14 protein-coding genes and 1 pseudogene are annotated in these 26,920 nt (G+C 55.2%); 3 read left to right on the top strand and 12 right to left on the bottom strand.

Annotation, left to right across the window (positions count from 1 at the left end):
- Positions 1-50: 50 nt before the first annotated feature.
- The 5 genes from BMX58_RS09025 to mgtE all read right to left on the bottom strand — a co-directional run bounded on the left by BMX58_RS09025 (position 51) and on the right by mgtE (position 6,869).
- On the bottom strand, positions 51-1,955 hold the full coding sequence (locus BMX58_RS09025; protein ID WP_068623553.1) for a sigma 54-interacting transcriptional regulator: 1,905 nt from the start codon (positions 1,953-1,955) through the stop codon (positions 51-53).
- 100 nt (positions 1,956-2,055) lie between these two features.
- Complete coding sequence (locus BMX58_RS09020; RefSeq protein ID WP_068623551.1) at positions 2,056-2,496, bottom strand: NanQ anomerase/TabA/YiaL family protein; 441 nt, start codon at positions 2,494-2,496, stop codon at positions 2,056-2,058.
- Positions 2,497-2,632: 136 nt separating this feature from the next.
- Positions 2,633-3,928 carry an RNA polymerase factor sigma-54 gene (gene rpoN, locus BMX58_RS09015; RefSeq protein ID WP_068623549.1) on the bottom strand — a complete coding sequence of 432 codons (1,296 nt, stop codon included), beginning with the start codon at positions 3,926-3,928 and terminating at the stop codon, positions 2,633-2,635.
- A 132-nt stretch (positions 3,929-4,060) separates the two neighbouring features.
- Positions 4,061-5,389, bottom strand: coding sequence for a purple acid phosphatase family protein (locus BMX58_RS09010; protein ID WP_068623547.1), 1,329 nt, complete (start codon positions 5,387-5,389; stop codon positions 4,061-4,063).
- Positions 5,390-5,531: 142 nt separating this feature from the next.
- Positions 5,532-6,869, bottom strand: a complete 1,338-nt coding sequence (gene mgtE, locus BMX58_RS09005; RefSeq protein WP_068623545.1) for a magnesium transporter — start codon at positions 6,867-6,869, stop codon at positions 5,532-5,534.
- 385 nt (positions 6,870-7,254) lie between these two features.
- Here mgtE and BMX58_RS09000 point away from each other — a divergent pair.
- Positions 7,255-7,485 (top strand): annotated as a pseudogene (locus BMX58_RS09000) ((4Fe-4S)-binding protein); the annotation flags it as partial.
- 618 nt (positions 7,486-8,103) lie between these two features.
- Positions 8,104-8,673, top strand: coding sequence for a histidine phosphatase family protein (locus BMX58_RS08995; protein ID WP_068623541.1), 570 nt, complete (start codon positions 8,104-8,106; stop codon positions 8,671-8,673).
- A 200-nt stretch (positions 8,674-8,873) separates the two neighbouring features.
- Here BMX58_RS08995 and BMX58_RS08990 read toward each other — a convergent pair whose 3' ends face one another.
- From BMX58_RS08990 to BMX58_RS08980, 3 genes are all read right to left on the bottom strand, one after another.
- Positions 8,874-10,583, bottom strand: a complete 1,710-nt coding sequence (locus BMX58_RS08990) for a glycoside hydrolase family 3 protein (protein WP_068623539.1) — start codon at positions 10,581-10,583, stop codon at positions 8,874-8,876.
- A 260-nt stretch (positions 10,584-10,843) separates the two neighbouring features.
- Positions 10,844-13,735, bottom strand: coding sequence for an alpha-L-rhamnosidase (locus BMX58_RS08985; protein ID WP_068623537.1), 2,892 nt, complete (start codon positions 13,733-13,735; stop codon positions 10,844-10,846).
- Positions 13,736-13,774: 39 nt separating this feature from the next.
- Complete coding sequence (locus BMX58_RS08980; RefSeq protein ID WP_068623534.1) at positions 13,775-16,522, bottom strand: alpha-L-rhamnosidase; 2,748 nt, start codon at positions 16,520-16,522, stop codon at positions 13,775-13,777.
- A gap of 97 nt (positions 16,523-16,619) precedes the next feature.
- Between BMX58_RS08980 and BMX58_RS08975 the strand changes: the two genes are divergently transcribed.
- Positions 16,620-17,735 (top strand): AraC family transcriptional regulator, encoded by a 1,116-nt coding sequence (locus tag BMX58_RS08975; protein ID WP_068623532.1) that lies wholly within the window; start codon positions 16,620-16,622, stop codon positions 17,733-17,735.
- 755 nt (positions 17,736-18,490) lie between these two features.
- On the opposite strand, the gene BMX58_RS08970 is transcribed toward BMX58_RS08975, so the two are convergent.
- From BMX58_RS08970 to BMX58_RS08955, 4 genes are all read right to left on the bottom strand, one after another.
- Positions 18,491-19,915: an MFS transporter gene (locus BMX58_RS08970; RefSeq protein ID WP_084253963.1), complete on the bottom strand. Its 1,425-nt coding sequence runs from the start codon at positions 19,913-19,915 to the stop codon at positions 18,491-18,493.
- 228 nt (positions 19,916-20,143) lie between these two features.
- The gene (locus tag BMX58_RS08965; protein ID WP_093088829.1) at positions 20,144-22,336 is read right to left on the bottom strand and encodes a glycoside hydrolase family 3 N-terminal domain-containing protein; all 2,193 of its coding nucleotides are present in this window, start codon (positions 22,334-22,336) and stop codon (positions 20,144-20,146) included.
- Positions 22,333-24,003, bottom strand: a complete 1,671-nt coding sequence (locus BMX58_RS08960) for a glycoside hydrolase family 43 protein (protein ID WP_068623528.1) — start codon at positions 24,001-24,003, stop codon at positions 22,333-22,335. Before BMX58_RS08960 ends, BMX58_RS08965 begins: the two co-directional genes overlap by 4 nt.
- 4 nt (positions 24,004-24,007) lie before the next feature.
- Positions 24,008-26,485 (bottom strand): glycoside hydrolase family 2 TIM barrel-domain containing protein, encoded by a 2,478-nt coding sequence (locus BMX58_RS08955; RefSeq protein ID WP_068623526.1) that lies wholly within the window; start codon positions 26,483-26,485, stop codon positions 24,008-24,010.
- Positions 26,486-26,920: the final 435 nt, after the last annotated feature.

Genomic DNA, 26,920 nt, shown 5'->3' with positions numbered 1-26,920 from the left:
CCACAATTTAATTTTGTTTCATTATGCATCATCCGTGTTCTTCTTTTGCATCATCTCTTGTTCTCGTTTAATTTCCGGTACAAAGTGGACCGGTTGATGCCCAGAATTTCGCTCAATTCGTTCGTGGTCGCGACCTTATTTTGCAGATACGCGATATATTCCTCTTCCAAGGCTTTCAGGGTAGGCAAATCCGCAAACAGCCCCCCGACAGCTTCGGTGCCGGTCTTTTCGCGATCCGCAGGCTCAGGCCCGGAAGTTTGTTTTTGGATATCCGCCAAACCTATTTCATCATGGTCCGCCAGAATGACCCCTCTTTCGATGATCCCTTCCAGCTCGCGGACGTTGCCCTTGTAATGGTAGTCGGTCAGGTAGGCGATGACTTCTTCACTGAAAACGAGCCCTTTTTTGTCGTATTTCCGGCCGTATCTGTTGAGGTAAAATTCCATCAGGATCGGGATGTCTTCCTTGCGCTCATTCAGGTTCGGGATCTTCAGGCTCAGAATATTCACGCGATACAAAAGGTCCTCGCGGAATCTTCCAGCCGCTGCTTCCTGCTCCAGATTTTTGTTCGATGCACAGACGATGCGCACATCGATCGGCACGATCGATGTCCCGCCCACCCGCACGATTTGGCGCTCCTGCAGCACGCGGAGCAGATGCCCTTGCGTCTGCAGCGGCAGTTCACTGATTTCGTCCAAAAAGATCGTGCCGTTGTGCGCCATCTCGAACATGCCCGGACGTCCGCCTTTCCGGCTGCCCGTAAAGGCCCCTTCCTCATAGCCGAACAGTTCGCTTTCGATTAGGCTTTCCGGCAAGGCCGCACAGTTGACCGCCACGAACGGCTGATAGCGCCGCGAACTCTGATTGTGGATCCCCTGGGCGAACAGTTCCTTCCCGACGCCGGTCGCGCCTTCGATCAGGATCGTGCTGTCGTACTGGCTGTACTTTTTCGCGCGGATGATGCACTCGCGCATGATGCGGCTGCTGTGCTTGATGTCCGAAAGCAGATACTTGGCCGCAAAACCCGAGCCCATGACCTTTTTACGGATCTTGTTCTCGAATTTTTGCAGCGTAGCCACTTCCTGGAAAATCAAAACGGAACCGCGGTTGACCTGCTGAACCCGGATCGGCACATTGCTGACGGCCATGTTCCTGCCGTCGATGAGCACCAGTTCTTCGATTACGGTTTCCTCTTCGCTGTATATTTTCAGGAAGTCATTCAGCTCGGGCACCGCGCGGATGCCTTTGCCGATCAGGTCATTCTTGTCCAGATTCAGGATCTTTTCTGCCATCAGGTTGCAGGCGATGACATTTTCGTTTTCATCCGTTGCGATGAAGCCGTCGTGCACGCTGTCCATCAGGGCCGTGTAGCGTTTGTTGAATTCACTTTCCTTTTTTTGCCCTTCCAGGACGGCTTGGGCATCATCGATCGCCATCTTCACCGATTCATCGCTGCTCGCGATGATTTGGCAAGGATAGCCGAGTTTCTTGCAGTGCTCCGTCACGATCGTATCCCCGATGAAGGAATGGATGCCCTGTTCAACGAAATTCTTGATGTAGGGTTCGACCTTTTCATCGTATTGCAGCTGATGGATATGGATGTGGTCGTGGTTCAGATTGGCCAACATTCTGTAGGCCTGGATCATGTTGTCGTACCCCATGATCGCGATATCGTCCTTCGATTTCACGATCGTCCCGATGCTGTTTTCGATATCGAAGATCGTCAGCTTCAATTCCAAGACGATTGTGTGCAGCTTGCTTTTCAGCAGCTGATAGGTCCCGCCCCTGGAGATGACGATCGTCGCGCCTTCATTTACGGCCCGCTGCGCCATGATCAGCCCGTAATCCAGGTTCCCTTCCAGCACATCCATGTTCGTTATTTGATATTTTGCTATCACTCTGTTCACGGCATCCGTCAATTCCCGGTTGGGGCTGATAAACACAATTTCCGCCATCCATACTGCCTCCTGTCTTGAGTTTCTTATTCATAAAAAACCGCGTAAAAATGGGCATCCTCACCCGTCTTTAAGCGGTTTTCCTCTATTATATAAAAGTCTACAGTTTGATTTTGATCACCAATTTCCGATACGGGCTGGGCGCGTCAAGATGCACACAAGCCATATGCCCATCCTGCGGGAACATGATGTAGAACATGCCTTCAGTGATGCTGAGGACATCCCCCTCACCGGAAAAATTCACTTTATCGGTGGCCGGATCGTATGCTGCCGTCTCGCTTAGCAACGCGACATTTTGCCATTTGATCTGTTCCTGGCCGGCAACGACCACCTGCAGATCCAAAAATTTTTCATGCGCCTCAAATTTACCTTCGGAAACCGGCTTGGTGGTGCCTTCCTGAATCAGGACAAAATCGCCGTCCGGCAATTCATAACGGCCGACAGCCAACTCCTTGGAATCAGCCAGAAAATTTTTGTAGTTTGCGAGCCTCGGCAGCAGCGCTGCGTACACATCCAAATTTTTCACATAGTCATAGATCACAGTAAAACCTTCTTTCTTGAGATGTTTTTTCTTGTGAGAGAAAGAAACATACAGCAGGAAAGAAAGCGGATTACATCGTAATAGTAAAATATCCGGGATAAAAAAGCAAGCCGTTTTTGTTGCCTGCCGCGCAGCATCAGTCGAACCGTTTTCGTTTCGAGGTGGAGGGGATGTTGAGTTCCGTCCGGTACTTGGCCACCGTCCGCCTGGAGATGTCAATCTGCTCACCTGTCAGGATGTCGACTATTTTTTGATCGGACAACGGTTTGCGCTTATCCTCTTCCTCGATCAGTTTTTGGATCCGTTGTTGGACGGAGCTTGTCGAGAGTGCATCCGGCTGATCCGTTTTTGCCTTGCGGGAGAAGAAGTGTTTCAGCTCGTAGATGCCCGAGTCGGTTTGGATGTACGTGTCATTGATCGCCCGGCTGATGGTGGATTCGTGCAGACCCAATTCATCTGCGATGTCCTTTAATTGCAGCGGAGCCAGCGGATGCGCTTCATCAAAGAAGAACGCCGCTTGTCTGTGCACGATAGCCGTACTGACACGTAAAATCGTTTCGCTGCGGATCGCCAGAATTTCCTGCAGCGATTCGTATTCTTTCTTTTTGTCTTTGACGTACTTCGCGACTTCCTTGTCCTGGATCTGTTCCAGTTCCTCCGCGTACGCTTTGTTGAACGACAGGATCGGCACGCCATAGCGGGCTTCTCTGATCTGCAGCTGCGCGTCTTTGACGGTGACGATGATATCCGGCCGGACGGAAATCTGCTCTTCGGATTGGAAAGCCATCCCTGGAGAAGGCGTCAGATGCTGGATGAAATCAAACACTTTTTGGATGCTTTCCAACGGCACGGCATAGCGTTTGGAAATGGCGGTCCACTTCCGGTTGATCAGATCGTCGAACGACTCTTCCAACACGACATAAGCGATGTCGGGCGCGTCCTCCCTGCGTTCGGTCTGCAGCATCAGGCATTCCTGCAGGTTGCGCGCACCGATGCCCGGCGGATCCAGTTGCTGCAGCAGCGTCAGGGCATCCATCAGTTGGATCGGATCAGCCTGCGTTTCGGCAGCGGCTTCCTCGAGCGTTTTGATGACATATCCTTTGTCGTTCAGCTGGTTGATCCACCAAAAGATCAAGGTGCGGAGGTACGTGTCGCGGTAAGTCAGCATAACCTGATCCGTGACGTATTCAAAAAGGGACTGTTTCCGGTCGGGTATCCAACTCAGATCGTTGGCTTGACCGCCGCTGCCGGAAGCCTTGGACTCCCTGACTTTCAGCTGCAGGAAAGGATTCTCCAAAACCTTCTGTTCCAGAAAGTCGTGGACATCCAGCCTGCCCAATTGAAGCAAATGGATCCCCTGCAGCAGCTGCGGAGAAAGCGTTTGCTTTTGTGTCTGCGATTGTGTAAGCTTGTGGCTTTGGCTTAGATTCAAAACGAATTCCCTCTTTTCTGGTTCTGCGATTGTACTATTAATAAATTAGAACATCTTTTCGGCCGAACATCAAGCCCCAAAATCAATGGTTTCCATATTGGGCCAGCGGAGGCTGGGCAACAACGCCATTAATTACTCATCCCCCTCCGTCTTAACGATCCGGTACTTATCCACGACCGACAGATCGGCGGTTTTGTAGGTTTTGTAGGTTGTGAAGGTGAGGGAAGCATCCGTCACTCCAACGTTCATGAACGTCGGCTCCTCCAGCTGCAGCGCGACGGCGGCATAGCGTTCGTAGATGGACGGGTCCTGCATTTCGTAATATTTGGAATCAGTGGACGAGTTCCCTGTAAGATAGAGCGTGCCTTCCGGATCGACGGCCGCGCCTTCCTTATCGTAGGCGGTCTCCCCGACTACCTCATCGCCTTTCATCTGATAGGTCCGCACATAGACATGGTCGGGTCCCATCAGGACGGCATCGATATCCAATTCATCGAACACCGGCACCAATCCGTCGCGCAAAGCCAGGACGTCCTCATCAAGCGCATGGTCCGCACTGCTGTAGAGCGACTTGTGCAGCAGCACGATCCGATGGGTGGCATCCGGATTTTCCGACACCGCCAATTCCAGCGCTTCCCGGTGCTCCCCGACAGCGTCGCTTTGGGTGTTCAGCGCGATAAAGAGCGTGTTTCCGTAGATGAAATAGAAGTCGCTGGCTTCGGAATCCCCTCCCAAGCCGGTTTCATTCAGCACATTGAAATAATCCGCAAACGAGGCCGCATCATGGTTGCCGACAATCGGCATGATTGGATAGGCGGTCAGCTCTTCCGGGGAAAACCAGCCCTCATATTGGATCGGTTTGTTGGCTCTGTTCACCTGATCACCCGCTGAAACGAGAAAATCGGTATCCGGAAAAAGTTCCGTGGCGGCTGTCACAGTCCGATCCCAGCCGGCCGCATCGATCTGCGTGCCGTCGCCGGCCCCGATCTGCGGATCGCCGAAGAAAAGGAAATTGAAGTCAGCGTCCTCGGTCGCCTGCGTCCGGAAAGTGTAAGTTTGCGACCAGGCACGCTGGCCGTCGCCGAAGCGGTAGGCATAAAGCTGGTTCTGCTCCAGCCCGGTGATGGTGGCTTTGTGTCTTGATTGGCCGCGCAAAATGCCTTCGACAGTCGCCTCAAACGTTTCGCTCGACAGGACGTTGTCTTTTTCATCCAGCCGGTTCAGCTCCACTACGGCTTTTTTGTCCATGCCCCGGGTATGCCAGCTGAACGTCCGCTCCGTTTCATCAGCGCCAGGGGCAAAAGCGATATGGAAGGCCTCCAATGAATGAGGAGCAACTTTGTTTGCCACCGATTCTTCGACTGCAGAACCGCTGTATGGTTCCTTCGCGCAGCCAGCCACAGCAGTCACCATCGGTATTGTTGCAAAAAGGATTTTCATCCTCCGCTTTCCGTTAAACATACTTGATCCACCTCCAGAACGAGCGTAAGGCAACTTTCAAGAAACTGATTTGCTTACATTATATACCACCATCCATAATTTGAAAGAAAGAGAGGCCGCTTAACTCGTAAGCGCCTCTCGGATAACCCTTTATGCACTCCTGTCACAACAAATGCGGCAAGAAAATTTTCGCCAAGCTCAAGAAGAGGAAGAACCCGAACACATCAGTCGCCGTGGTCAGGAAGATGGACGAGGAAATCGCCGGATCCAGATCCCATTTCTTCAAAGCCAACGGAATCAAAAATCCGAAGAAACCTGCAATGACGAGGTTTCCGATCATGGCTATCAAAATGATGAGTCCCAAAAAGAAATTATCGTATCTCACATACAGAATGATGCCGGTGATCAGCCCGGTCACCAACCCGTTGATCAGGCCCAAACTGACCTCGTTGAAAACATATCTCCAATCGTTTTTTATATCGACTTCACCCAAAGCGATGCTCCGGATGACGACGGATAGCGTTTGGGAGCCGGCATTGCCGCCCATTCCGGTGACGATCGGCATCGCAGCCGCAAGGGCGACCACTTGGATGATGACATCCTCGAACAGCCCGACCGTAAAGGAAGCCAGAAAGGCAGTCACCAGATTGATGACCAGCCACGGCAAGCGCCTGCTGACGGAGGTGCTGATTTTGCTGCCGACCTTTTCGTCTTTGCTTACCCCTGACAGCATCAGCAAGTCTTCCGTCTGTTCCTCGACGATGACGTCAATGATGTCATCGATCGTGATGATGCCGAGAATGACATTTTTGCGGTTCACGACCGGAATGACCTTCAGATCGTACTTGGAAACGATCAGCGAAACTTCCTCTTGGTCGGTCTCAGGAGTGACAGACAGCACATTGTCGTTCATGATTTCTTCCAATTTGATATCTTCGGCGGATGCCAAAATATCCCGCAAGTCGGCCGATCCGATCAATTTGCTCATCTTGTCAACGACGTAAATCGTTTCGATGATTTCCGTCCGGGGTCCGATGCGCCTGATTTCCTGCAGCACAGCTTTCATGCTCAGGTCGCTTTTCAAAGCGATGTATTTCGTGGTCATGATTCCGCCTGCTGTGTCCGGGCCATACCCCAACAGCATCTGGATCTCATTCGAGTCGCTTTTTCTCATCATTCCCAAAATTTCTTTGCGTTGTTCGACACCGAACGTTCCCAAAATGTCGGTGATGTCATCGGGCGACATATAGGCAAAGAATTTTACGATCTTCTTCGAGTCCAACAAGCCGATCATGCCTTGCTGGAGCTCTTCTTCCGCTTCTTCTATGATGGCGGCGATTTCCTTTGCTTCCAGCAAGTTCAGCAAGGCCGCCAATTCGTCGTCTTCAAATTCAAACAGCGCGGTTGCGACATCGACTGGGTAATGATTGTCGATGAGCTCTTTCAACTCCACACCGTTTTTGTTTTCTGTTGCCTGCAGCAACATTTCGTTCAATTCCATGTCTCCACCTCCAAAATGATTCATTTTTTGAAGGCACAACAGACAGATCCAAGACGACACGTTTCCGGTTTATATTATCTGCGATTGGGCTGAGGATACAAACAGACCTGATGGCTGGCTCCGCGCGGAACCAATCAGGCTGAAACCGCGCCTAGGTGGTTTGTCTGCCATACCCTGACTACTATCCGCGTCCATTTGACCTCACCCCAATCTGTTTATTTTCCTTGTCGCACAGGGGCCTCGAAAATCCCCCTGCTCTCCAAACCTAGTCTACTACTTCTCGTCGTTTATGGCTACCTTTCCTGTACGGATTTCAAGATCAGAATGATATAATGGATGTAAATGAATCCGCTGCCAAAAAAGCAGTCCGAAAGGGGAACTTTACATGAACGAGTCTGAACTAATGGCGCACGGCTACCGAAAATATACAGGGGAACAGGTCGACGTCTACTTCAACCTGAGCGTCTGCACCTACTCCGGCAACTGCGTGCGGGGTAATCATGCGATCTTCGATACGAAACGCAAACCATGGATCTTGCCGGATGCGGATTCTCCCGAAGAAGTGGCGCGCGTCATCCACACTTGCCCATCCGGGGCGCTGAAGTACCGCCTGAAAGGCTCGGAAGAAATCCTGCCGACCTTTCCCTTGGGAGCGATGACGCCCGATGAGATTGAAGACAGCGCTACGGAAAAAGAGGATTGCCAGCCGGGTGAGACTGACAAATAGCCGGCTGGTCATATCGGTTATCAGGAATACGGCCTAAGATCCGGGGGGCCGGGCCAAAAACACGAATACTTGTCACCTATTCGACAACCCGAAGAGAAATGTTATCGAAATTGTCGAATGTCTTCCCGCATCCGACAATTTGCACCTCAACCCACATCGGATTGTTGAATAGGTCAGTTTCATTAGACAATTTCGACTACAGCAAAGGCTGCCTCGAGTAGAGACAGCCTTGTTTTGCATCTAGACCGGCATTCGTTCGTTTCATTCCGCCGCAGCGCGCCGGAATCGTCGCCCTGCTCCGGTGAAGACTCTCCCGCCGGAGGACAGCGGTGCCCTGCGGGTTCTTATCCGGCGAGTTTGTCCTTACCGGAGCACAGTCTGTAAATGCGAAGCGAACTCCGGCGTAGCCTCCGCTCGCCGGAGGAGAAAATACTACTTGTTGACTTGTCCCCTGTCACAAGTAGTATAATTGAAATGTATCCGCTTCAAAAACCAGGAGGATCCCATATGAAAAAAACATTATATTTGATGCGCCACGGCCAGACGCTTTTCAACGTCCGCAGAAAAATTCAGGGGGCCTGCGATTCGCCTTTGACGGAGCTCGGCATCCAGCAAGCTGGAATCGCCAGTGCCTACTTTGACGATATCGACCTTGATCACGCCTACAGCTCGACAGCCGAGCGCGCCTGCGATACGCTGGAGATCGTGACGAACGAACTGATGCCCTACCAGCGCCTGAAAGGCCTGAAGGAGATGCATTTCGGCACCTTCGAGGGCGAGAGCGAAGACCTCAATCCCAAAGACAAAAGCACCTTTTTCGTGCAGTACGGCGGCGAATCAGGAGACCAAGTACGCGAGCGGATGGTCCGCACCTGCACCGACATCATGGAGCAGGATGACCACCAGACTGTGCTCGCCGTCTCCCACGCCGGCGCCTGCATCCATTTCTTGAGCGCTTGGCAGGATCCCCACGAAGTGATGAAGGACGGCATCACCAACTGCTGCGTCTTCAAGTACGAGTACGATGTGGCGGAGAAGACTTTTGAACTGTTGGAAGTCGAGCGGCATGGGTTCTGAGGTTTTGTGATTCGTCGGCCAGGGCATCCGAGCTGACAAGTAGCTCCGAATCAGAGCTTCCGCAATAACAAATCCGAACAATCAAAAAAGTTAAGAGCAGCCTCATTATTTTGAGGCGACTCTTAACTTTTTTGCTGTCCATCCAACATTCCATCGATTACCGGAAATCGCGGCGATCGCTCTGTTATTCTCCAAAGCCTTTACAAATTCGTGCCCCACACCCCACAGAACGGGTCGACCGGGCTCTTGCCTTCAAACGCGGATTTGCCGATCAGTTTGTCGACGATGACGTCGGCGACCATGTCGTTCGCGCTGTAGCCGTTGATGTAGGTCTTGACCATCGGCGCATCAAAAAGGTGGTACGGATTGGCCAGGGAGACAAAAACCGTCGGGATGTCCTGGACGAACCAAGGCGCATCGGCCGCCATCAGACGGATCCAATCGATCCGGCGTGTCGTCTGGTTGCTGGCGGTGTCGTAGTTCGCCACGTAAACGGCCAAATCGACTTCCGCTTTCAGATCGTCCACGCCTGCTTCGAAAATTTCGTGGAAGTTCAATTGTCCGTAGTTGTATTTTTCCACGCTGAAACCGGCAGCCTTCAGTTTGTCGATGAAGACGTCCTCGGAGGTCCCGCCGTCTTTGAAGCCGCCGCTCGCGCGGTCTTCCAGCATATAGACGCGCACGCGCGGGGTTTTCTCCGGCGAAATCGGCAACAGATTTTGCGTGTCCTTCACTAAAGTGATCGCTTTTTCCGCGCTCTTTCTTGCCAAGTCCAGATGCTCCGGACAGCCCACGATGTCGAGCGCTTCCGCCGCAGGGACAAGACTGTCGGTCTGCTGCTTAGCAACCAAGCCCATGCTGGCTTTCATCGCCAGGATGCGGGTGACCGCCTCATCCAGCCGTTCCGCGGAAACTTCGCCGCTGTTGACCGCATCACGCAGCGCTTGGTAATCTTCGTCGATGTTTTTGTTGAACAGAATCATATCGCAGCCGGCATTGAGCGTCGCCGGGATCGCTTTTTTGCGGGACATCGCGGCATTGTAGCCGATCATCGGAGTCGCATCCGTCACCGCCACGCCGTTGAAGCCTAAGCGGTCGCGCAGCAGGCCATTGATCAATTCCGGCGCCAAGGACGCCGGCAGAATGTCTTTGTCCGCCAAAGCCGGATTGAGCGCTTTGCTGTAGGCCGGCTGCAGGATATGCCCGATCATGACCGACAGCGTGCCCGCTTCGATCATGGCCTGGTAGACTTTCCCATAGCTTTCGTCCCATTCCGGAACGGACAGGCTGTTCACGGAACTCACCAGATGCTGGTCGCGCTCGTCCACGCCGTCGCCCGGAAAATGCTTGACTGCCGTAGCGATGCCGTTTTCGTTCAGGCCTTTCATCTGCTGCAGCGAAAAATCGATCACGCAATCGAGGTCCGAGCCGAATGTGCGGACGTTCGTGATCGGGTTCTTGAAGTTCAGGTCGATGTCCACGATCGGCGAAAACGCCCAGTTGCAGCCGACTGCGTTCGCTTCGCGGCCGGAAACATGGCCCAAACGGTAGGCTTCCTGCTTGTCGGCTGTCGCCGCGACGCCCATCGGCCGGGCGTAATAGGTGCCGTCCGAGCAGATGCCGTTTCCGCCGGCTTCAAGATTGGCCGCCAGCAGCAACGGAATTTTGCTTTCCTTTTGCAGCACGCCATGCGCCTGCCGGATCGCTTGCGCCGGCATCGGGCGAAACATCATCCCGCCCGGTTGGTATTTCTGCACAAACTCCGTCAATGCTTGATCTTCCGGATTCCCGGCAATCGGGCAGAAAACCTGTCCGATTTTTTCTTCCATTGTCATTTCGCTCAGCGTATTTTCTACCCAAGCAATCTCTTTATCCGATAAAAAAAACGGCTTTTCTGTTAGACGTACCATCAAATCACACCTTTGTCATTATTCCTTCTTAACGCTAATTATACAGCAGTTTCCGGCGCATTGAACCTGGCGCACCGGGTCCGTTCTTTTCCTGTTTCCGACATATTTTAAGATATTATGAAAGAAAAGCGGAACGGGTTCGTTCAGCCCTGAAAGAAATTTAGGAAATCGGTCCGACTGAGCATCGTAGAGCGCAATAGGAGCGATTTATCTAATTTCCGAAGGGCTAACCCGTGCAGCTAGCCATCAAAGAGAACGCTTTACAGTTCCGCCAACGCTGCGTCGATCCGTGCGAGCACTTCCTTGTTCACGAAATGCTGCACGATCGGCACTGACGAGAATGTTTCGAATGGGCTGTCCAGCTGGTTCAGCGCCAAGTCGTTGCCTTTCAGCATCGGCAGCTGGTCAAAGATCACCGTCCGCGTCGCCTTGGTTTCCAGCAGTTCCCTGTACGTCATCGCAATCGAGTAGTTGGTTTTGTAGGCTTTCAGCGGTTTGTAGGTGAAGGCATAGGCCCCGCCGCCGACCGTAAAGGTTGCGCCGTCGCCGATCTGCACGATTTCCGCTTGCACCAAGCCCAATTCCTGCAATTGGCCTGCGATTTCATCCGCTTGGCAATGCGGAAGCGTGATCGTCGCCGTACTCAATGTCGGCACTTCGAAGGCGAAGGACAGGTTGCCGTCCTCCAGGATGCTCCAGGCACTCTTGATTTTGCCGGAGGAGGAGTCGTATTCCCCGCTGGCTGCCCCCAACTGCGCGCTCGGAGCTGGTTTCAGATAAAAATGACGGTAGCCCGGTTGCGCCGGATTGGCCTGGATGCCCAGCACCGAACGGAAAAGCCATTCGACGATCGATCCGTAGGCGTAATGGTTCAATGAGTTCATATCCGTGCCGCTGATTTTCCCGTCCGGCAAGACCGAATTCCACCTTTCCCAGATCGTCGTTGCGCCCAGATCGACCGCGTACAGCCAACTCGGATAGTCCTCGTTCAGCAAGATGCTGTAGGCCAGCTCCGTCAGGCCGCTTTTCGTCAGCGCTTCGCAGAGATAAGGCGTGCCGACGAAACCGGTCTTCAGATGCACATCATCCTCCAGCAGCTTCGCTTCGAAGTCGGCGATGATCCGGTGCCGGGTTGCTTCAGGGCCAAGATCGAAGTAGAGGAACAGGACATAGGCGGTCTGCGTATTCACGGCCAGACGACCTTTCGGCGTCAAAAATTCAGCCTGGATGGCGGCTTTGATGCTTTCCGCCAAAGTTGTGTACTTTTCGGCATCCGCCTGGTTTCCCAGGGCCGCGGCTGCCTTGGCCGTCAGTGTCGTCGAATAATAGTAGTAGACGGAAGCGACCAGTTTCGGATCCGTTCCGCCGATCGGGGCATGCGGGTTCTTCCCGTCCAATGCCAGCCAGTCGCCGAATTGGAAGCCGGTCGTCCAAAGACGGTTCGATCCGGTGCGCTCGTCTTCGCGGCGGATGTATTCGACCCAATCGACCATCGTCGCGTACTGCTCGCGCAGCAGCGAAAGGTCGCCGTGCTGTTCGTACAGCACCCACGGGATCACGGTCGCGGCGTCGCTCCAGGCGGCAGCGCCGTTGCCCATGAAAGCACCCGCGTCCTTCGGTTTCAGCATCGGCACGACGAACGGGACCGAGCCGTCCAGTTGCTCCTGTTCCAGGCGCAAGTCGTGCATAAACTTGCGGTAGAATGCCGGTGTGTACATATTGTAGCTGGCTGTGCGCGCGAAAATCTGCGCATCGCCGGTCCAGCCCATCCGCTCATCCCGCTGCGGGCAGTCCGTCGGCACATCGAGGAAATTGCCCTTTTGGCCCCAAAGCGCATTTTTGATCAGCTGATTCACTTTCGGGTTGGCCGTTTCGATCCGGCCCGTCACTTCCAATTCGCTGTGGATGACATAGCCGCTGAAATCGGCGGGATCGACAGCCGCATCAAAGCCGATCAGTTTGGCGTACTGGAAGCCGTAAAAAGTGAAGTGCGGACGGACTACCCGTGCCGTCCCGTCGCTGATGTAGGTGAATTTCGCTTCCGCGGTCCGCAGGTTCTCGTTGTAGAAACAACCGTCCTGCAGCCATTCCCCCACTTCATAGCCGAGTTCCGTTCCGGCCGGGGCATGAGCCTTGAAGGCGATCCAGCCCACCATGTTCTGGCCGAAATCGAGGATCGTTTCGCCGGCGGGTGACTGGATCACTTCCGGAACCAGCCGCTCGACGTATTTCAGCGCCGGGCTCAGGCGCGGGCTCAATTTATCCGTCGCATCCGGCAAAACAGCAACCTGCTGCCAGCCCGAAAGATCATCGGCATACTCGGACCAGGCGGCGATCTCTTTGCGTGCATCGTAGACTTCGCCGTCATAGATGCTGCTCTTGAGGATCGGACCAGGCTTCGTCAGCCATGAATCGTCGCTGGCGATGGTTTCCGCCGTTCCGTCCGCGTAGGCGAGGTGCAGTTCGGCGATCAGCTTCAGCTCCTCCCCGTAAAGGTTGGTGTAGCCGCCGTCAAAGCCGAAACGGCCTTTGTACCAGCCGTCCCCGAGCAGGATGCCGAGCGCATTGCCTCCGACCTTCAGGTTGTCGGTCACGTCGAACGTCTGGTATTGCTGCCAAAAGTCATAGGCATGGTAGCCCGGCAGCAGGTATTCATCGCAGGTCCGCTGCCCGTTCACCTCGAACTCGTAAAGGCCCAAGCCGCAGATGTACAGGCGCGCGGACGCAACTTCTTTTTCGATGACGAACTGTTTCTTCAGGATCGGCTGCGCTTGCTGCGCCTCCTGATTCCCCTCGCCGGAAGAACCGGGTGTGATCCATTGCGCTTCCCACGCACCGGTGGCTTTCGCCGTCTCGAAGAAAGCCGGTTCGCTTTCCGCAAACAGCTCCGCGCCTGCCTGCACAAGCACTTTCCAATAGTAGCGTTGTTGCGGAGCCAACGTGATTTCCGGCTGGAAGTCCAGCGCATTGATTTCGTTCAGCCACGCGCTTTCGAAGAGCACTTCTTCAAAAGCCGCATCCGCCGCCAGCACCACTTTCGTTTCCATGTCCGGCACTGTTTGGCCAGACACGATCCAAGAAAAGCTGGCTGGTTCCAGCAAATACCCGATCGGATTCTCCAGGTGATTGGTCCGTAATTTCTCTATATTCATGCGATTGCCTCCATTTTTTACGTTATGTTCATTTTTGGCCTAAGCCCTGAATGCTTTCAGCCTTTCCAGGGCGTCTGCCGCCATTTCCGGGGTGATGCCGGTATAGAACAGCCCGCTCAATTGCTTCAGCGTCATGTTCTGCTGCGCCTTGTCGGCACGTGCCAGAAATTCGCCGATCCGGTGCGCCGCTTCGCAGACGGCGGCAAAGGCCGCCTCATCGCGCATCACTTTGCTCATGCGCGTGTCTTCATCGTACAGGTAGCGGAAATCGCGGTTCGGCCGGTACGTATAATCGTAGACGCCGGCGCCGACGACTTGTTCTTGCTTGTCGCTGTTCGGCAGGACGATCATCGCCGTGCCGTTGAACGGCACTTCGAAGTGACAATGGACTTGGCCGTCCGCCAAAATTTCCCACTCGCTCACGTAGGTGCCCGCCGTGGAAGCGTAGCGGCCTTTCACGAATTTCAGCTGCGCATGCAGCTGCGGCGCCAACTTCACCTTGGAAAAACCATAGCCGTCGGGCATGATGCCGACAACCGACTGGTAGACGAATTCCATGACCGAGCCGTAACTGTAATGGTTCAGGGAGTTCATGCCTGCCGGATTCATGCTGCCGTCCTCGAGTACGCTGTTCCAGCGTTCCCAGATGGTCGTCGCCCCCTGATTGACGGCGTACAGCCAGCCCGGATAGTCTTCCGTCAGCAAGAATTCGTAGGCCAGATCCACCAGCCCGTTTTCGGCGAGCACTTGGCACAGCAACGGTGCACCGGCGAAGCCGCACTTGATCTGGTAAAGGTCCTTTTCCAGCCGTTTGAGGAACTGTTTCAGGATCATTTCCTTGTCGCGGAAGATGCCGAATTTCAGGGCCACAATGTAGGCGGCTTGGGTATCGACGGACAACCGGCCGGCCGGTGTGAAGTATTCGTGCAGAACGACGCCGCGCACTCGGTCGGCCAGCTCCCGGTACAGGCGCGCATCCGCCTCTTTGCCCAGCAACGCCGCAGCCTCCGCCAGCAGTTCGAGACTGTGGCAATAGTAGACGGTCGCAATGTACGCATCATCGGTCCCGCCTTTGAACGAGCTCGGCGTTGCGCCGTCCAAGCCCAGCCAGTCGCCGAACTGGAAGCCGAAATCGAGCACGCCAGCGGCCGAGCCTTTGTGCTGGGTCACTTGGCGGATGTTCCAGTCCACCCAATCCTTCATCAAGGGATAATGCAAGGCCAGTTCTTCGGATGCGCCGTACATCTGGACCAGCGTCATCGGAAGGATCGTGGCCGCATCGCCCCAGATGGCCGCGCCGCCGTTCGAACCCATCGAAGGCATATAGTTGGGGATGCTGCCGTCCATCAGCAGCTGTTCCTGGCGCATATCAAGCAAATATTTGCGGTAGAAGGCGCGCGTGTCCATATGGTAGGAAGCCGTCGGGGCGTAGACTTGCGCATCCCCGGTCCAGCCCAGGCGCTCGGCCCGTTGCGGACAGTCCGTCGGCATATCGATGAAGTTCGACTTCTGGCTCCAGACGGTATTCTGGTAGAGGCGGTTCAGTTTCGCATGCCCCGTTTCGATGGAGCCCGTCTGCTCCAGATCGGAATAGATCGCCAGCCCGCTGAACTGCTCCGGCTTGATTTCGCCTTCCCAGCCGCTCACGCGCACATAGCGGAAGCCGAAATAGGTGAAGTGCGGCATGACCGTCTTTTTCTGCCCGCCGGATCGGTAAGTGAAGCCGCCAGTGGCCGTCCCGTAGTTTTCGTTGTAGAAGTTGCCGTTCTGCAGGATTTCGCCGAACTCGAGACGGATTTCCGTCCCCGCCGCGAAATCGGACTCGAAGCGCAGCCAACCGGCAAAGTTCTGGCCCATGTCCAGAATCGTTTCGCCTGCCGGGCTGGTCAGGATCTGCGCCACGGCGACCTCTTCCTGGATCAGCAAAGGCGGGCTGATGCGGTCCTGCAGTTTGGAAGGATCGATCGCCACCGCGACGACCGGCTGCCAAGGGTTCGGCTTGTCGCTCCAGCAGAGCTCATCGATTTTTTCACCGTCGTAGATGCCGCTGGCCAGAATGTTGCTGGCGCGGTACTGCCACTCCTTATCCGTTTTGACGACCTGCATGCTGCCGTCCTCGAAAGTCAGATGCAGCTCGGCGATGGCTGCGAACTGGTTGCCGAAATACTCCGTGTGGCTTTCCAGTCCGTAGCGGCCTTTGTACCAGCCGTTCCCCAAGAGGATGGCAAAGTCGTTCGTCGCCTGCACATGCGCCGTGACATCGTAGGTCTGGGCCTGGATCAGGCTGCGGTAATCGTTCAGGAACGGCGTCAGCACCTCATCGGTCAGCTTTTCGCCGTTCAGGTACGCTTCATAGAGGCCGACGCCCGACATGTACAGCATCGCTTTTGCGACGGGTTTGTCCGCCGCGAATGCCGTCGCCAGGATCGGATGGTGCGGGTAATCGGCCGGTGTGCCGATCCATTGCGCTTCCCAGGCTTCGTCCATCTTGCCGGTTTCAAAGTGCGTGAGCCCAACGCCCACGTTGCCGAGCTCATCTTCCACCGCAACCTTCACAAAATACTGCGTGCGCGGCTGCAGAGCCAGATCGACTTTCGTGCCGGTCGCAACCAGCTGTCCTGTTTTTTCCCAGACCACTTCTTCGAAAGCCTCATCCTTCGCAACCCTCACTTCGGCTTTCTTCTGGCTTTTCCCGCTTGCATCGGTGACGATCCAGCTGACCAGCAGCGGCTCGAACTGATAGCCTTTCGGTTCCTTCATCCCGTTTATCTTTATGCTTATTTTCATATCTGACTGCTCCTCTGCTTTCTTGAATTAAAAAATGTTGTCTGCTATACTTTTCCAACAAACGCAAATCCAGCTCTGATCGGGAGGAAAAGAAATCATGCCCTACTATATCACGTACGGTGAATTCCAAAAACAAATGACAAATTTCTACCGCCAATACGGCAAACGCCTGCAATTCACCGAAATGACGGACTATCTTTACCGCAAAGGCTTGCTGCAGGAAACGCTGGAGATGCCCCACGTGAGCGGCATTTTAGAGAACATGTCGGATGATGAATTCGAGGAGACCATCGATTCCTTCGTCCTTTCCCTGACGCCGCAGCTCCCGCCGTCGTCCTCCGTCGTCGAAGCGGACATCATCCCGCCCAAGCGCGACGTCTTCATCATCCGCCACCCGCAGTTCACCCGGCCGAACCCGCACACGCACAACTTTTTCGAGATCAATTACGTCGTGCGCGGCAGCTGCCGTTTCACTTTTGAGGATGAAATATCTACCCTGCAGGAAGGCGAGCTGTGCATCATCGCACCATCATCCAGCCACGATATCCTGATCGAGGACCAGTCCATCGTGTACACGATCATGCTCCGGAAAAGCTCCTTCGACACGATTTTCTTTTCGTTGCTGTCGGGCAAGGACCTGCTTTCCTACTTTTTCCGAAAAATCCTTCAGGACGACACGAGCCCCAATTTCCTGCTGTTCAAAACCGATCAGAACGATGAGTTGAAAGCCTTTATCCGCAACGCCATGGTCGAATGCCACCGCTATGACAGCTACAGCAACAGCAGCTGCATCAATTGGATCAACCTGATGTTCACCAACTTGCTGCGCAACTACAGCGAAAGCATGCAGTTCCACAATTACCATATCGGCACGGATTTTTCCGTCATCCTGCAATATATCCAGCACCATTACCAGGAGCTGTCCTTGTCCAGCCTGGCCGAGGAATTCCACTACAGCGAGCCTTACCTTTCGACGATGATCCGCGAGAACACCGGTTACAACTTCACCGATCTGGTCCGGCGGCTGCGGCTGGCGCACGCGATCGAATATCTGGAGAACTCCAACCTGAAAATCAGCGAAATCGCGGCCCAGGTCGGCTACAAATCGACCGACCACTTTTCGCGCGTGTTCCGCACGACCTACCAAATTTCGCCGGTGCAGTACCGCAAACAGCACCACCACAGCGAAGAATCCTTCGATCCCTTTGTTTGAACTGATAACATCCAGGCCGTCCCGCTTCGGGGCGGCTTCTTTTTGCTCTTCGGCACCCGCGCGGGGGGCCGGACCTCCGGCGGGAACCCCCACGCCGGAGCTGACGCGAGCGCAAAATCTCCACCTCCGACGAGACTTTGTTCGCCGGAGGACAGCCTGCGACCGGGAATCCAGCTCCGGCCAGCATTCGCTCGCCGGAGGACAACCTGATACCGGCAACCGCAACTCCGGTGAGAGGATCGTTCACCGGAGGAAGAAGCGCCCCGACCTGATCCCCGGCGGGAACCCCCACGCCGGAGCTGACGCGAGCGCAAAGTCTTCACCTCCGACGAGACTTTGTTCGCCGGAGGACAGCCTGCGACCGGGGATCCAGCTCCGGCCAGCATTCGCTCGCAGGAGGACAAACGTTACCGGCAACCGCAACTCCTGTGAGAAGATCGTTCACCGGAGGAAGAAGCGCCCCGACCGGATCTCCGGCGGGAATCCCCACGCCGGAGCTGATGCGAGCGCAAAGTCTTCACCTCCGACGAGATTTTGTTCGCCGGAGGACAGCCTGCGACCGGGGATCCAGCTCCGGCCAGCATTCGCTCGCAGGAGGACAAACGTTACCGGCAACCGCAACTCCGGTGAGAGAATCATTCACCGGAGTTGTAACCCTTGTAACGGCTCGGCCGCACCCGCGGCCACAATAAACCAAGACAGGTGCTGCCCCTTTTGGAGACAGCACCCTTTTTAAGGCTAAAAATTACCGTTCATCACACTTCGTGGTTGTCTTCGCTGTGGTCGCGGATCAGATCTTTCATCGCTTGGATATCCGCGCGGTGTTTTTCGACCGGATTGAAACGCAAAGCGATCAGCAGGATACCGCCGATAATGGCTGGCGCACCGAAACGCAGGAAGTTGATGGCGAACATCGTGCTCGCCGGTTGGTTGCCGATTTCACCGGCTCTGTAGCCCGCCCAAGCAAGCACAGCCAGAATACCTGAGTTCGTCACGGTATTTCCACATTTTTGAGCAAAGCCTTTGATGGAAGAGATGACGCCGTTTGCAGAGATGCCGTCCTTGAATTGCACATAGTCGATGGCATCATTCACCAGTACGTTGACCAACGCATTCGACATGGAAGCGACGGAAGTAGCGATGAACGTGATCACATAAAGAAGCATCATATTTTTGTTTCCGACGAAGAACAGCGTCACGTAGCAAGCAATCGCGATCAATTGCGTGACCACCAACGTTTTTTGGGCCGTTTTGAAGATGCGTAGGCAGATCGGCATCAGGACAACCATCGATACCAAAGCGCCCATGGAAACGACCAGCATGTAGACGGAGATCAGATCCGGACGGACCAAGTAATACATGACGTAGAACACGGAACTGGCGAACATCAAGCCGTATCCCATCGAAGCCATGATCCAAACGACGACGAATGGCGTCAGTTCTTTATGGCGCAGGATTTTTTTCATATCTCCCCAAACCGAAGTGTCGCTGACAGGGGCGATGTATTTTTCTTTTCCGGTTGCGAACAAGCCCCAGAACGAAATGCAGGAAATCAAGCCCAGCACGATCATCAACGGGATGTAGCCGTTCGAAACGCCGAACGCGCCTTCAAAGAACGCTTTCATTTGTGGCGTGAAGGATGAACCGATCGTGAACATGACTGCGGTAGCGCCGGCTCCCATCATGATGACCCGGTTGCGCTGTTCATCGGTTTTGACGTGCGCAGGCAAAATGGCCATCTGCGGCATCGTATACATCGTGACCGTCATGCCGTAGCCGATGTAGGTCAACAGCACATAGATGATTTTGCCGTTCGTCGAGAAGTCGGGATTCAGCCAGATCAGTGTCCCGAAGATGGTCAACAGGATCGGTGCGACGACAAAATACGGGCGATAGCGTCCCCATCTTGATTTGGTTCGGTCGGCGATCACGCCCATCATCGGGTCATTGATCGCGTCCCATAAAGTCGCCACGAACATGATCATCGATGCTGCCGCTGCCGGAATCATCATTGTGTCCGTCATATATACTGAGAAATAACTTCCGATAATAGCTGCTATCAACATAGCGGTTCCACTTACTGACGTAGCGTGCGACCAGGCGAAGAGGCTGCTGACTTTTTCTTTTGGCGCATTTGTTGCTTTTTCCACCAACACTGTTGCTTCTGTCTTTTCTGCCATAAAGTATCACTCCTTTTTTTCTATCAAGCTTGATACTGTTATTATAGTAAACCGCTTTCCAAACGACCATGTTATTATTTACTGATAAACCGACATTTTTTAAGGTGACTTATCCATATTCTGGAAAGGGTTTTCTTTGTTTATTTAAAAAGATTTTACGAGCGTAAAGTTTCTATTCGGAATGAAAAACAAGGCGCAGCCGATATTTCTTCAGCGCGCCTTTCCCATTCATCCGAAACGCAGATCGACTGTTTCCGCAAGATTATCCCTGGAGTTTCCGCCCACAAAAAACGTGAATGCGCCGGACTCCAGAACAAACTCCATGCGTTGGTCGTAGTAGCCCAATTTTTCGAAAGGCACCGCAAACTCCACCGCGACCGCTTCGCCCGGCTGCAGCAAAACCTTACGGTAGGCTGCCAAGCGTTTGACCGGCCGCGCCCGTTTCGCGACTTTGTCCTGCACGTAGCATTGGACGATTTCTTCGCCCGCGCGGTTTCCGCTGTTTTTTAAGGTGACCGTGAGCCGGACCGCATCCGCCCTTTTTTCCGCCCACAGGTCGCTGTAGGCAAATGTCGTATAGCTCAAGCCGAAGCCGAACGGATAGACCGGTTCAAGCGGCGTGTCCAAATATTTGGAAGTGAATTTCGATTTTCCGCCGGGGCGTCCGGTGGCAATGTGATCATAATACAGCGGGCATTGGCCCGTCGTGTGCGGGAAGGTCGTCGTCAGTTTGGCGCTCGGATTCACCGTTCCGTAGAGAAGATCCAGAATCGCGTTGCCGGCTTCCAGACCAGGATGCCAAGCTTCCAGGATCGCGGGGACCTGTTCGGCAAGCGTCGGGATCGCCAATGGTCGGCCGTTGAACAGCACAGCCACAACAGGTTTTCCAGTCCGGACAAGCGTCTCCGCCAGTTCCAGCTGGATCGCCGGCAAGGAAATGTCGGCTTTGCTGGCGGCCTCGCCGCTCTCTTCCTTTTGCTCGCCGATCGCCAAAATCACCACATCGGCCGTCTCGACTGCCTGGTTGACCGCATCCGCAGCCACGCTTCCGTCGATGATGCCGGGATGGTACGCGTAAGCAATCCCCTGCGCATCCAAGGCTTGGGTCAGGCTGACGCAATCTTCCCCGAGCGCTCCGATGGCCCAGGCGCCGGTCATCTGGCCGGCATCATCCGCCAAGCCGCCGATCACGGCGATCTTCTGCTGCGGCTGCAGCGGCAGGATGCCTTCGTTCTTCAGCAGCACCATCGATTTGGCCGCGGCTTCGCGGGCAAGCGCCCGGTATTCCGGCTTCACCAAAGTCAATTTTTCTTTTTCCGCATCCGTCCGGTAAGGCTGATCGAACAGGCCCAATTCGAATTTGAGTTTGAGGATGCGCTGGACGGCTTCGTCCAATAAAGCCTCCGCGACTTCCCCGGCTTCGATCAAGCCTTGAAGATTCTCCGAGTAGGCATTCGAAGTCATGTCGATATCGACCCCCGCCTGCAGCGCCTGTTTGGCCGCATCCTGCCGATCCGCCGCGACGCCATGGTTGACGCACTCCGCGATCGCATTCGCATCGCTCACCGTGACGCCGTCGAAGCCCCATTCGTCGCGCAGAACAGCGCGCAGCAGCCAGTCGTTCACCGTGCACGGCACGCCGTTGAGATCGTTGAAAGCCGGCATGACCGCCCGCGCTCCCGCATCAATGCAGGCTTTGTAGGCCGGCAGATACTCTTCCCACAACCGTTGCAGCGACATGTCGACCCGATTGTAATCCTTGCCCGCTTCTCCGGCACCGTAGGCCGAAAAGTGTTTTAGGCAAGCGACCAGCGCATCCGTTTGCGCCAGATCGTCGCCCTGGAACCCGCGGACTTTGGCTGCGCCGTAGTCGCCGTTCAGCAACGTGTCCTCGCCTGCCCCTTCGCTGACGCGTCCCCAACGGGCATCCTTGGCGACATCGACCATCGGCGCGAACGTCATATGGACGCCAGCCGCCGTAGCTTCTTGCGCGGACATCCTGGCCGTACGCTGCCACAAAGCCGGATCCCAGGCGCAGCTTTCCGCCAACGGAATCGGCGTCACCGTCCGGAAACCGTGGATGACATCATAGCCGAACAGCAAAGGGATGCCCAAGCGGGTTTCCTCGACGGCGATTTTCTGCAGCCGGTTCGCCGTCAGGGCATCGCCGACGCCATTGTACGAACCGATCTTTCCGGCGCGGAGGTCCTCCTCATGGAAATCCTGTTCGGCCGTGCTCATCAGTTTGCCGAACTCTTCCTGGCTGATCCGTCCGTCGAACATCATGTCCAGCAGTTCCTCGAAACTGACCTCGAAAGCGCCCACCAGGGACGGGCCGCATTGCTGCAGCTGGCCGATTTTTTCCTCCAAAGTCATTTCCGCAAGCAACGTTTCGATTTTTTGCGTCTGCACATCCATCATCGCTGTTGTTCCCCTTCCTGATCGAAACCCTCGTAGCTGAAGGTTTCGAACGCTGCGTATTTCTCTTTCGTTTGCCCGTTTCCGGAAGCGAACAGCCCGATATAGGCGCCGACAAAACCGCCGGCTGTTTCCGAACCCAGGAAGGATCCGTCCACACTTTCCGCAACCGGCTCCAGCCGCTCTGCGCTTCTGCCCGCATAAAAGCTGTAGCGCGCACCCGTTCCTTTCACCCGCAGCATAAAGTCAGATTGCAAGGAATCCGCAGGAACTTCGCCGAGCTGGGTTTCGCTGAAATGCTGGATGCCTTCCTGATCATAGTGCGATACTACCTGCATACATCTTACGACGGGACCGTCCTCTTGGTTTTTCGCAATTTCCAGGCGCAGTTGGTTCGCGTCATTCTGCAGGATCACGATGCCCGCCGTCTCGCTTTCTTCCGGCGAAAATCGGACAGTGACCGTTGCCTCGAAACCCAGGTGCTGCTGGCGTCTGCCGACGAAGCTGACGTTCTCTTTCGTCTTGCCGATCGTTGCGATGCGGCTGAAGACGCTGCCGTCGGTGTTGTCGAATTCCCACGGCACTGTCGCATTTTTCAGCAGTGTCAGACGCAGACAGCCGTCCTCCACCTTGGCGAAATCTTGCCGGGGTGTGCCCAGAAAATTCCATTCGAAGCCCAGCGCATTGTCGAAATTCTCCACAACGGGCTGCCTGAAATCATTGGCCGCCCGCGTTTGCGGTTGCCAATCCGGCAAGCCGGGCGAGGGATAGCTCCACTCGACTTTACCGGTGCCTTTGCTGACGACGGGCCAGCCGTCTTCCCAGACTACCGGCACGAGGAACGTTTCGCGGCCCAACAGTTTGTGCTGCCCCTCAGCCAGTCGCGAACCGAGGCAGACCATGTACCAGTCGCCGTTCTCCAGTTCGACCAGATCCCCGTGGCCGACATTCCAGATCGGGAAGCCTTTGCCGAGGTGGCGGTGGGTCAGGATCGGATTGCCTTGGTGATTTTCATATTCCCCAAAAATCGACCGGCTACGGCTGATCGTGACCGCATGGAAATGTTCCGTCCCGCCTTCCGCAATCATCAGATAATAATAGCCGTCTTTCTTGTACAAATGCGGGCCTTCCGGAGCTTCCGCATCCCGCTGCGCCCCCGTCCCGATGATGCGGCGCTCGCCGACCAGTTCGAATGTGGCCAAATCGATCTCGGAACACCAGATGCCTTGCCTGGACCCGGCTTCGTCATCAAAACGGGTCGTCCCGGTGTAGTAGCATTTTCCGTCATCGTCCCAGAACAGGGAAGGATCGATGCCGTCCGCGCCTTGGATGATGTGCATCTCCGACCAAGGCCCGGCCGGATCCTCAGCCGTGACGACAAAATTGACGACGCCCATGCTCATGTTGGTCGTGATCATATAAAACGTGCCGTCATGATAGCGGATGGTCGGGGCAAAAATGCCCGCCGAAATCATCTCATGCGTGAGCGGCAACTGTTCCGGCCGATCGAGCACATGGCCGATCTGTTCCCATTGCTCCAGATCCTTGCTGTGGAAAATCGGAACGCCCGGGAAATAACTGAAACTGGAGGTCACGAGATAGAAATCATCCTCAACCCGGCAAATCGATGGATCCGGGTAGAAGCCCGGCAAAATCGGATTCTTGATCATCGCATCACGCCTCCTGGAACGCGAAGCCTTGGCTCGCCAGTTCCGATTCTGCCAGCTGCAGTTCCAAAGTCTCCACAGCCCCGTTCGCTGCCGTCAGGGTCAAGACGACGTTCTCCGCTTCTCCATTTTTCTTGAGGATGATCAGCGCTTGGCCATTGAATGTTTGCGTCTCGTCGTTTTCAAGCGTCGTTTCCGGTTGGGGATTGCCGCTGCCGAAGCCAACCAGTTCGGCCCCGCCGGACACAGCCAAGCGGATGGTTTGGTCGGCATCGGTCGCGACCGTTCCGGTTGCATCGCAATAAGTGACGGGAACATAAATGAGTTCCTCCATGATTTCTTCCAGACCGAAGACCAGTCTGCGCTCTGCTCCGGCAGTCGCCAGCTCGAAGCGGCTGATCTCTGCACCGTTTTCGTATGCGACGGCTGTCAGCATGCCCGGCTCATAGACGGTTTCAAAAAGTGCGCGGTAGCCTGCTGCTTTCCCGGCAGCTTGTTTGCCCAACGATTCGCCATTGCGGAACAGTTCGACTTCCGTTCCCGGCGCGTACACTTCGACGATCACCGGTTTGCCTTCGCAGCCTGGCCAAGTCCAGCTGGACAGATTGTCGCTCATGACCCAAGGCGTTTTCATCAGGTGCTGGCCGTATCTGTACGGATTTTGGACCGTGATGTAAGGATTATTCCGCAAACCGAAGACGATTTCGCGCAAGTAGGAAGCCGGGCGACGGACACCGGTCAGGTCGATATCCCCCACATATGCCAATTGGTTAGGGAATCTGGCTCCAAAACCGCCCTCGCCCCATTGATAAGCCGGCACACCAATGCCCGCTTCGCCCAGATAATCCCAGCCGGTCCAGGTGAAATCGCCGATCACCTGCGGCAGTTTTTCGATCAGATCCCAGTTGCGGGCGATTTCCGGCGGATACGTTTCGCTGCCGACCATGACGCGGTTCGGGTAGGCCACGCTGTCCCCCTCGTAACGGGCCGTCATGTAGTTGTAGCCCGCGATGTCCGTTGCGCTGCAGGCCGTTTCCAACCGTTCCGAAATGGCCGGATGCACGACGATATCGTCCAAGTGGCCATCCATCAGCGTAATGAAGTCGTTGACGTTGCCTTCGATCTCGCCTTTCTCCTGCAGATCCGAAACGACATCGCCGACGATCTGGCCGACCTTGTCGCCTGCGGCAAAAACGCCGTTGATGCCCGCCAAGGTGAAACGGGTGTCGTCCAAAGATTTGATTTTGGCGCAAAGTTCATGGCAGACTTTCGCTCCGTGCGGCAGGCCGATTTCGGGAATTTCATTGCCGACTGAATAAAGGATGACCGCCGGATGGTTGTAATCCTTGCGGACCATCGCTGTCACGTCGCGTTCCCACCATTCCTGGAAGTAGAGGCCATAATCATAGTCGGATTTCATCCGGTTCCACATGTCGAATGTTTCGTCCATCACGTACATGCCCAGACGGTCGCAGGCGCGCAGCATCGCAGGCGCCATCGGCTGATGGGACATCCGGATTGCGTTGAAGCCGGCTTCCTTCAGCCGTTTGACTTGACGGAATTGGGCGTCCTCGTACGTCGCCGCCCCGAGCAGGCCGCTGTCGTGGTGGATGCAGGCGCCGCGGAGTTTCACCGTTTCGCCGTTCACGCGCAAGCCGCGTTTCGCGTCCACCTGCAGCGTCCGGATGCCGAAAGTCGTCTCCGCTTCGTCCAACAATTCCCCCTCGGCGTACAGCTTGCTTTCGCAAGTGTACAGGCTAGGCGTTTCGTCAGACCAGCGAGCAGGATTTTCCACGGTCACGCGCTGCTTGATGACGCGTTCTTCCTGTTCGAACAGCACAAACGGCGATCGTTCTTTCGCCACTTCGTTCCCGTTCGCATCGCGGATCACATTTTCCAACACCAATTGGCACGGCGCATACTGCCTTGTCTTCACTTCCGTCGCGATGTCCAGCACCGCCAAAGTCTCGTCGGCTTCCGCCGTTTTGATCTGGATCCCTTCCGGCACGAGGTGCGTCACATCCGAAACCAGCAGGTAGACATCGCGGTAGATGCCCCCGCCCGAGTACCAGCGGCTGTTCGTCATCGCGCCGTTGCGGACCTGGACGCGGATTTCGTTCTCTTCGCCGTAGCGTAGGAATGCGTTCAGCGGCACGTAGAAAGTCGAGTAGCCGAACATATTTTTCCCTGCCAACTCGCCATTCACGTAGATCATGGCGTTCATGTACACGCCTTCGAACTTCAGCATGACCGTCTTGTCCTTGTAATCGGCCGGCGCGTGGAGCGTCTTGACGTAGTTATAGAATCCGCCATCGTAATAACCGGTGTTGCCGCCGTTCAGGCTGTCCGCGTGCGGTTTCTTTTCGAACATCGCATCATGCGGGACCGTTACTTCCTTGGCAGTTTCCGGCACATTCCACACCAACGCAAATGAGTCCTTGTTCTCCCAGAATTTCCAGTTGTCATTGAATTTTTGCTCTATCATTTTATCCGCCCTCTCTCGTATGCGCTTTCATCCGTGGGTTTGCCCACTGTCACTTTACAGTTTAGCCCTGTTCCGGAGTGGATTCCATGCCATTTGATTGCTTATATCCGACATTTTTTAAGGTATGCGCGGGAGCTGGTGCTTTCCTCCGGTGAGCGCCCTTCTCAACGGAGGTGTGGTGCCGGTAATTTTCCTTCCTCCTGTTACCGGCTGCTGGCCGGAGCTGGGCGCGTGGATCGAGGCTGTTCTCCGACGAACACGGGCTCGGCGGAGGTGATGGTGTTGCGCTCGCCTCTGCTCCGGCGAAGCCACCCCTAGTCGGAGCTGGTGCTTTCCTCCGGTGAGCGCCCTTCTCGACGGAGGTGTGGTGCCGGTAATTTTCCTTCCTCCTGTTACCGGCTGCTGGCCGGAGCTGGGCGCGTGGATCGAGGCTGT

Origin of the sequence: Trichococcus ilyis (genome assembly GCF_900109135.1) — a bacterium.
Classification (GTDB): Bacteria; Bacillota; Bacilli; order Lactobacillales; family Aerococcaceae; genus Trichococcus; species Trichococcus ilyis.
This window is presented reverse-complemented; position numbering and strand designations above follow the sequence as displayed.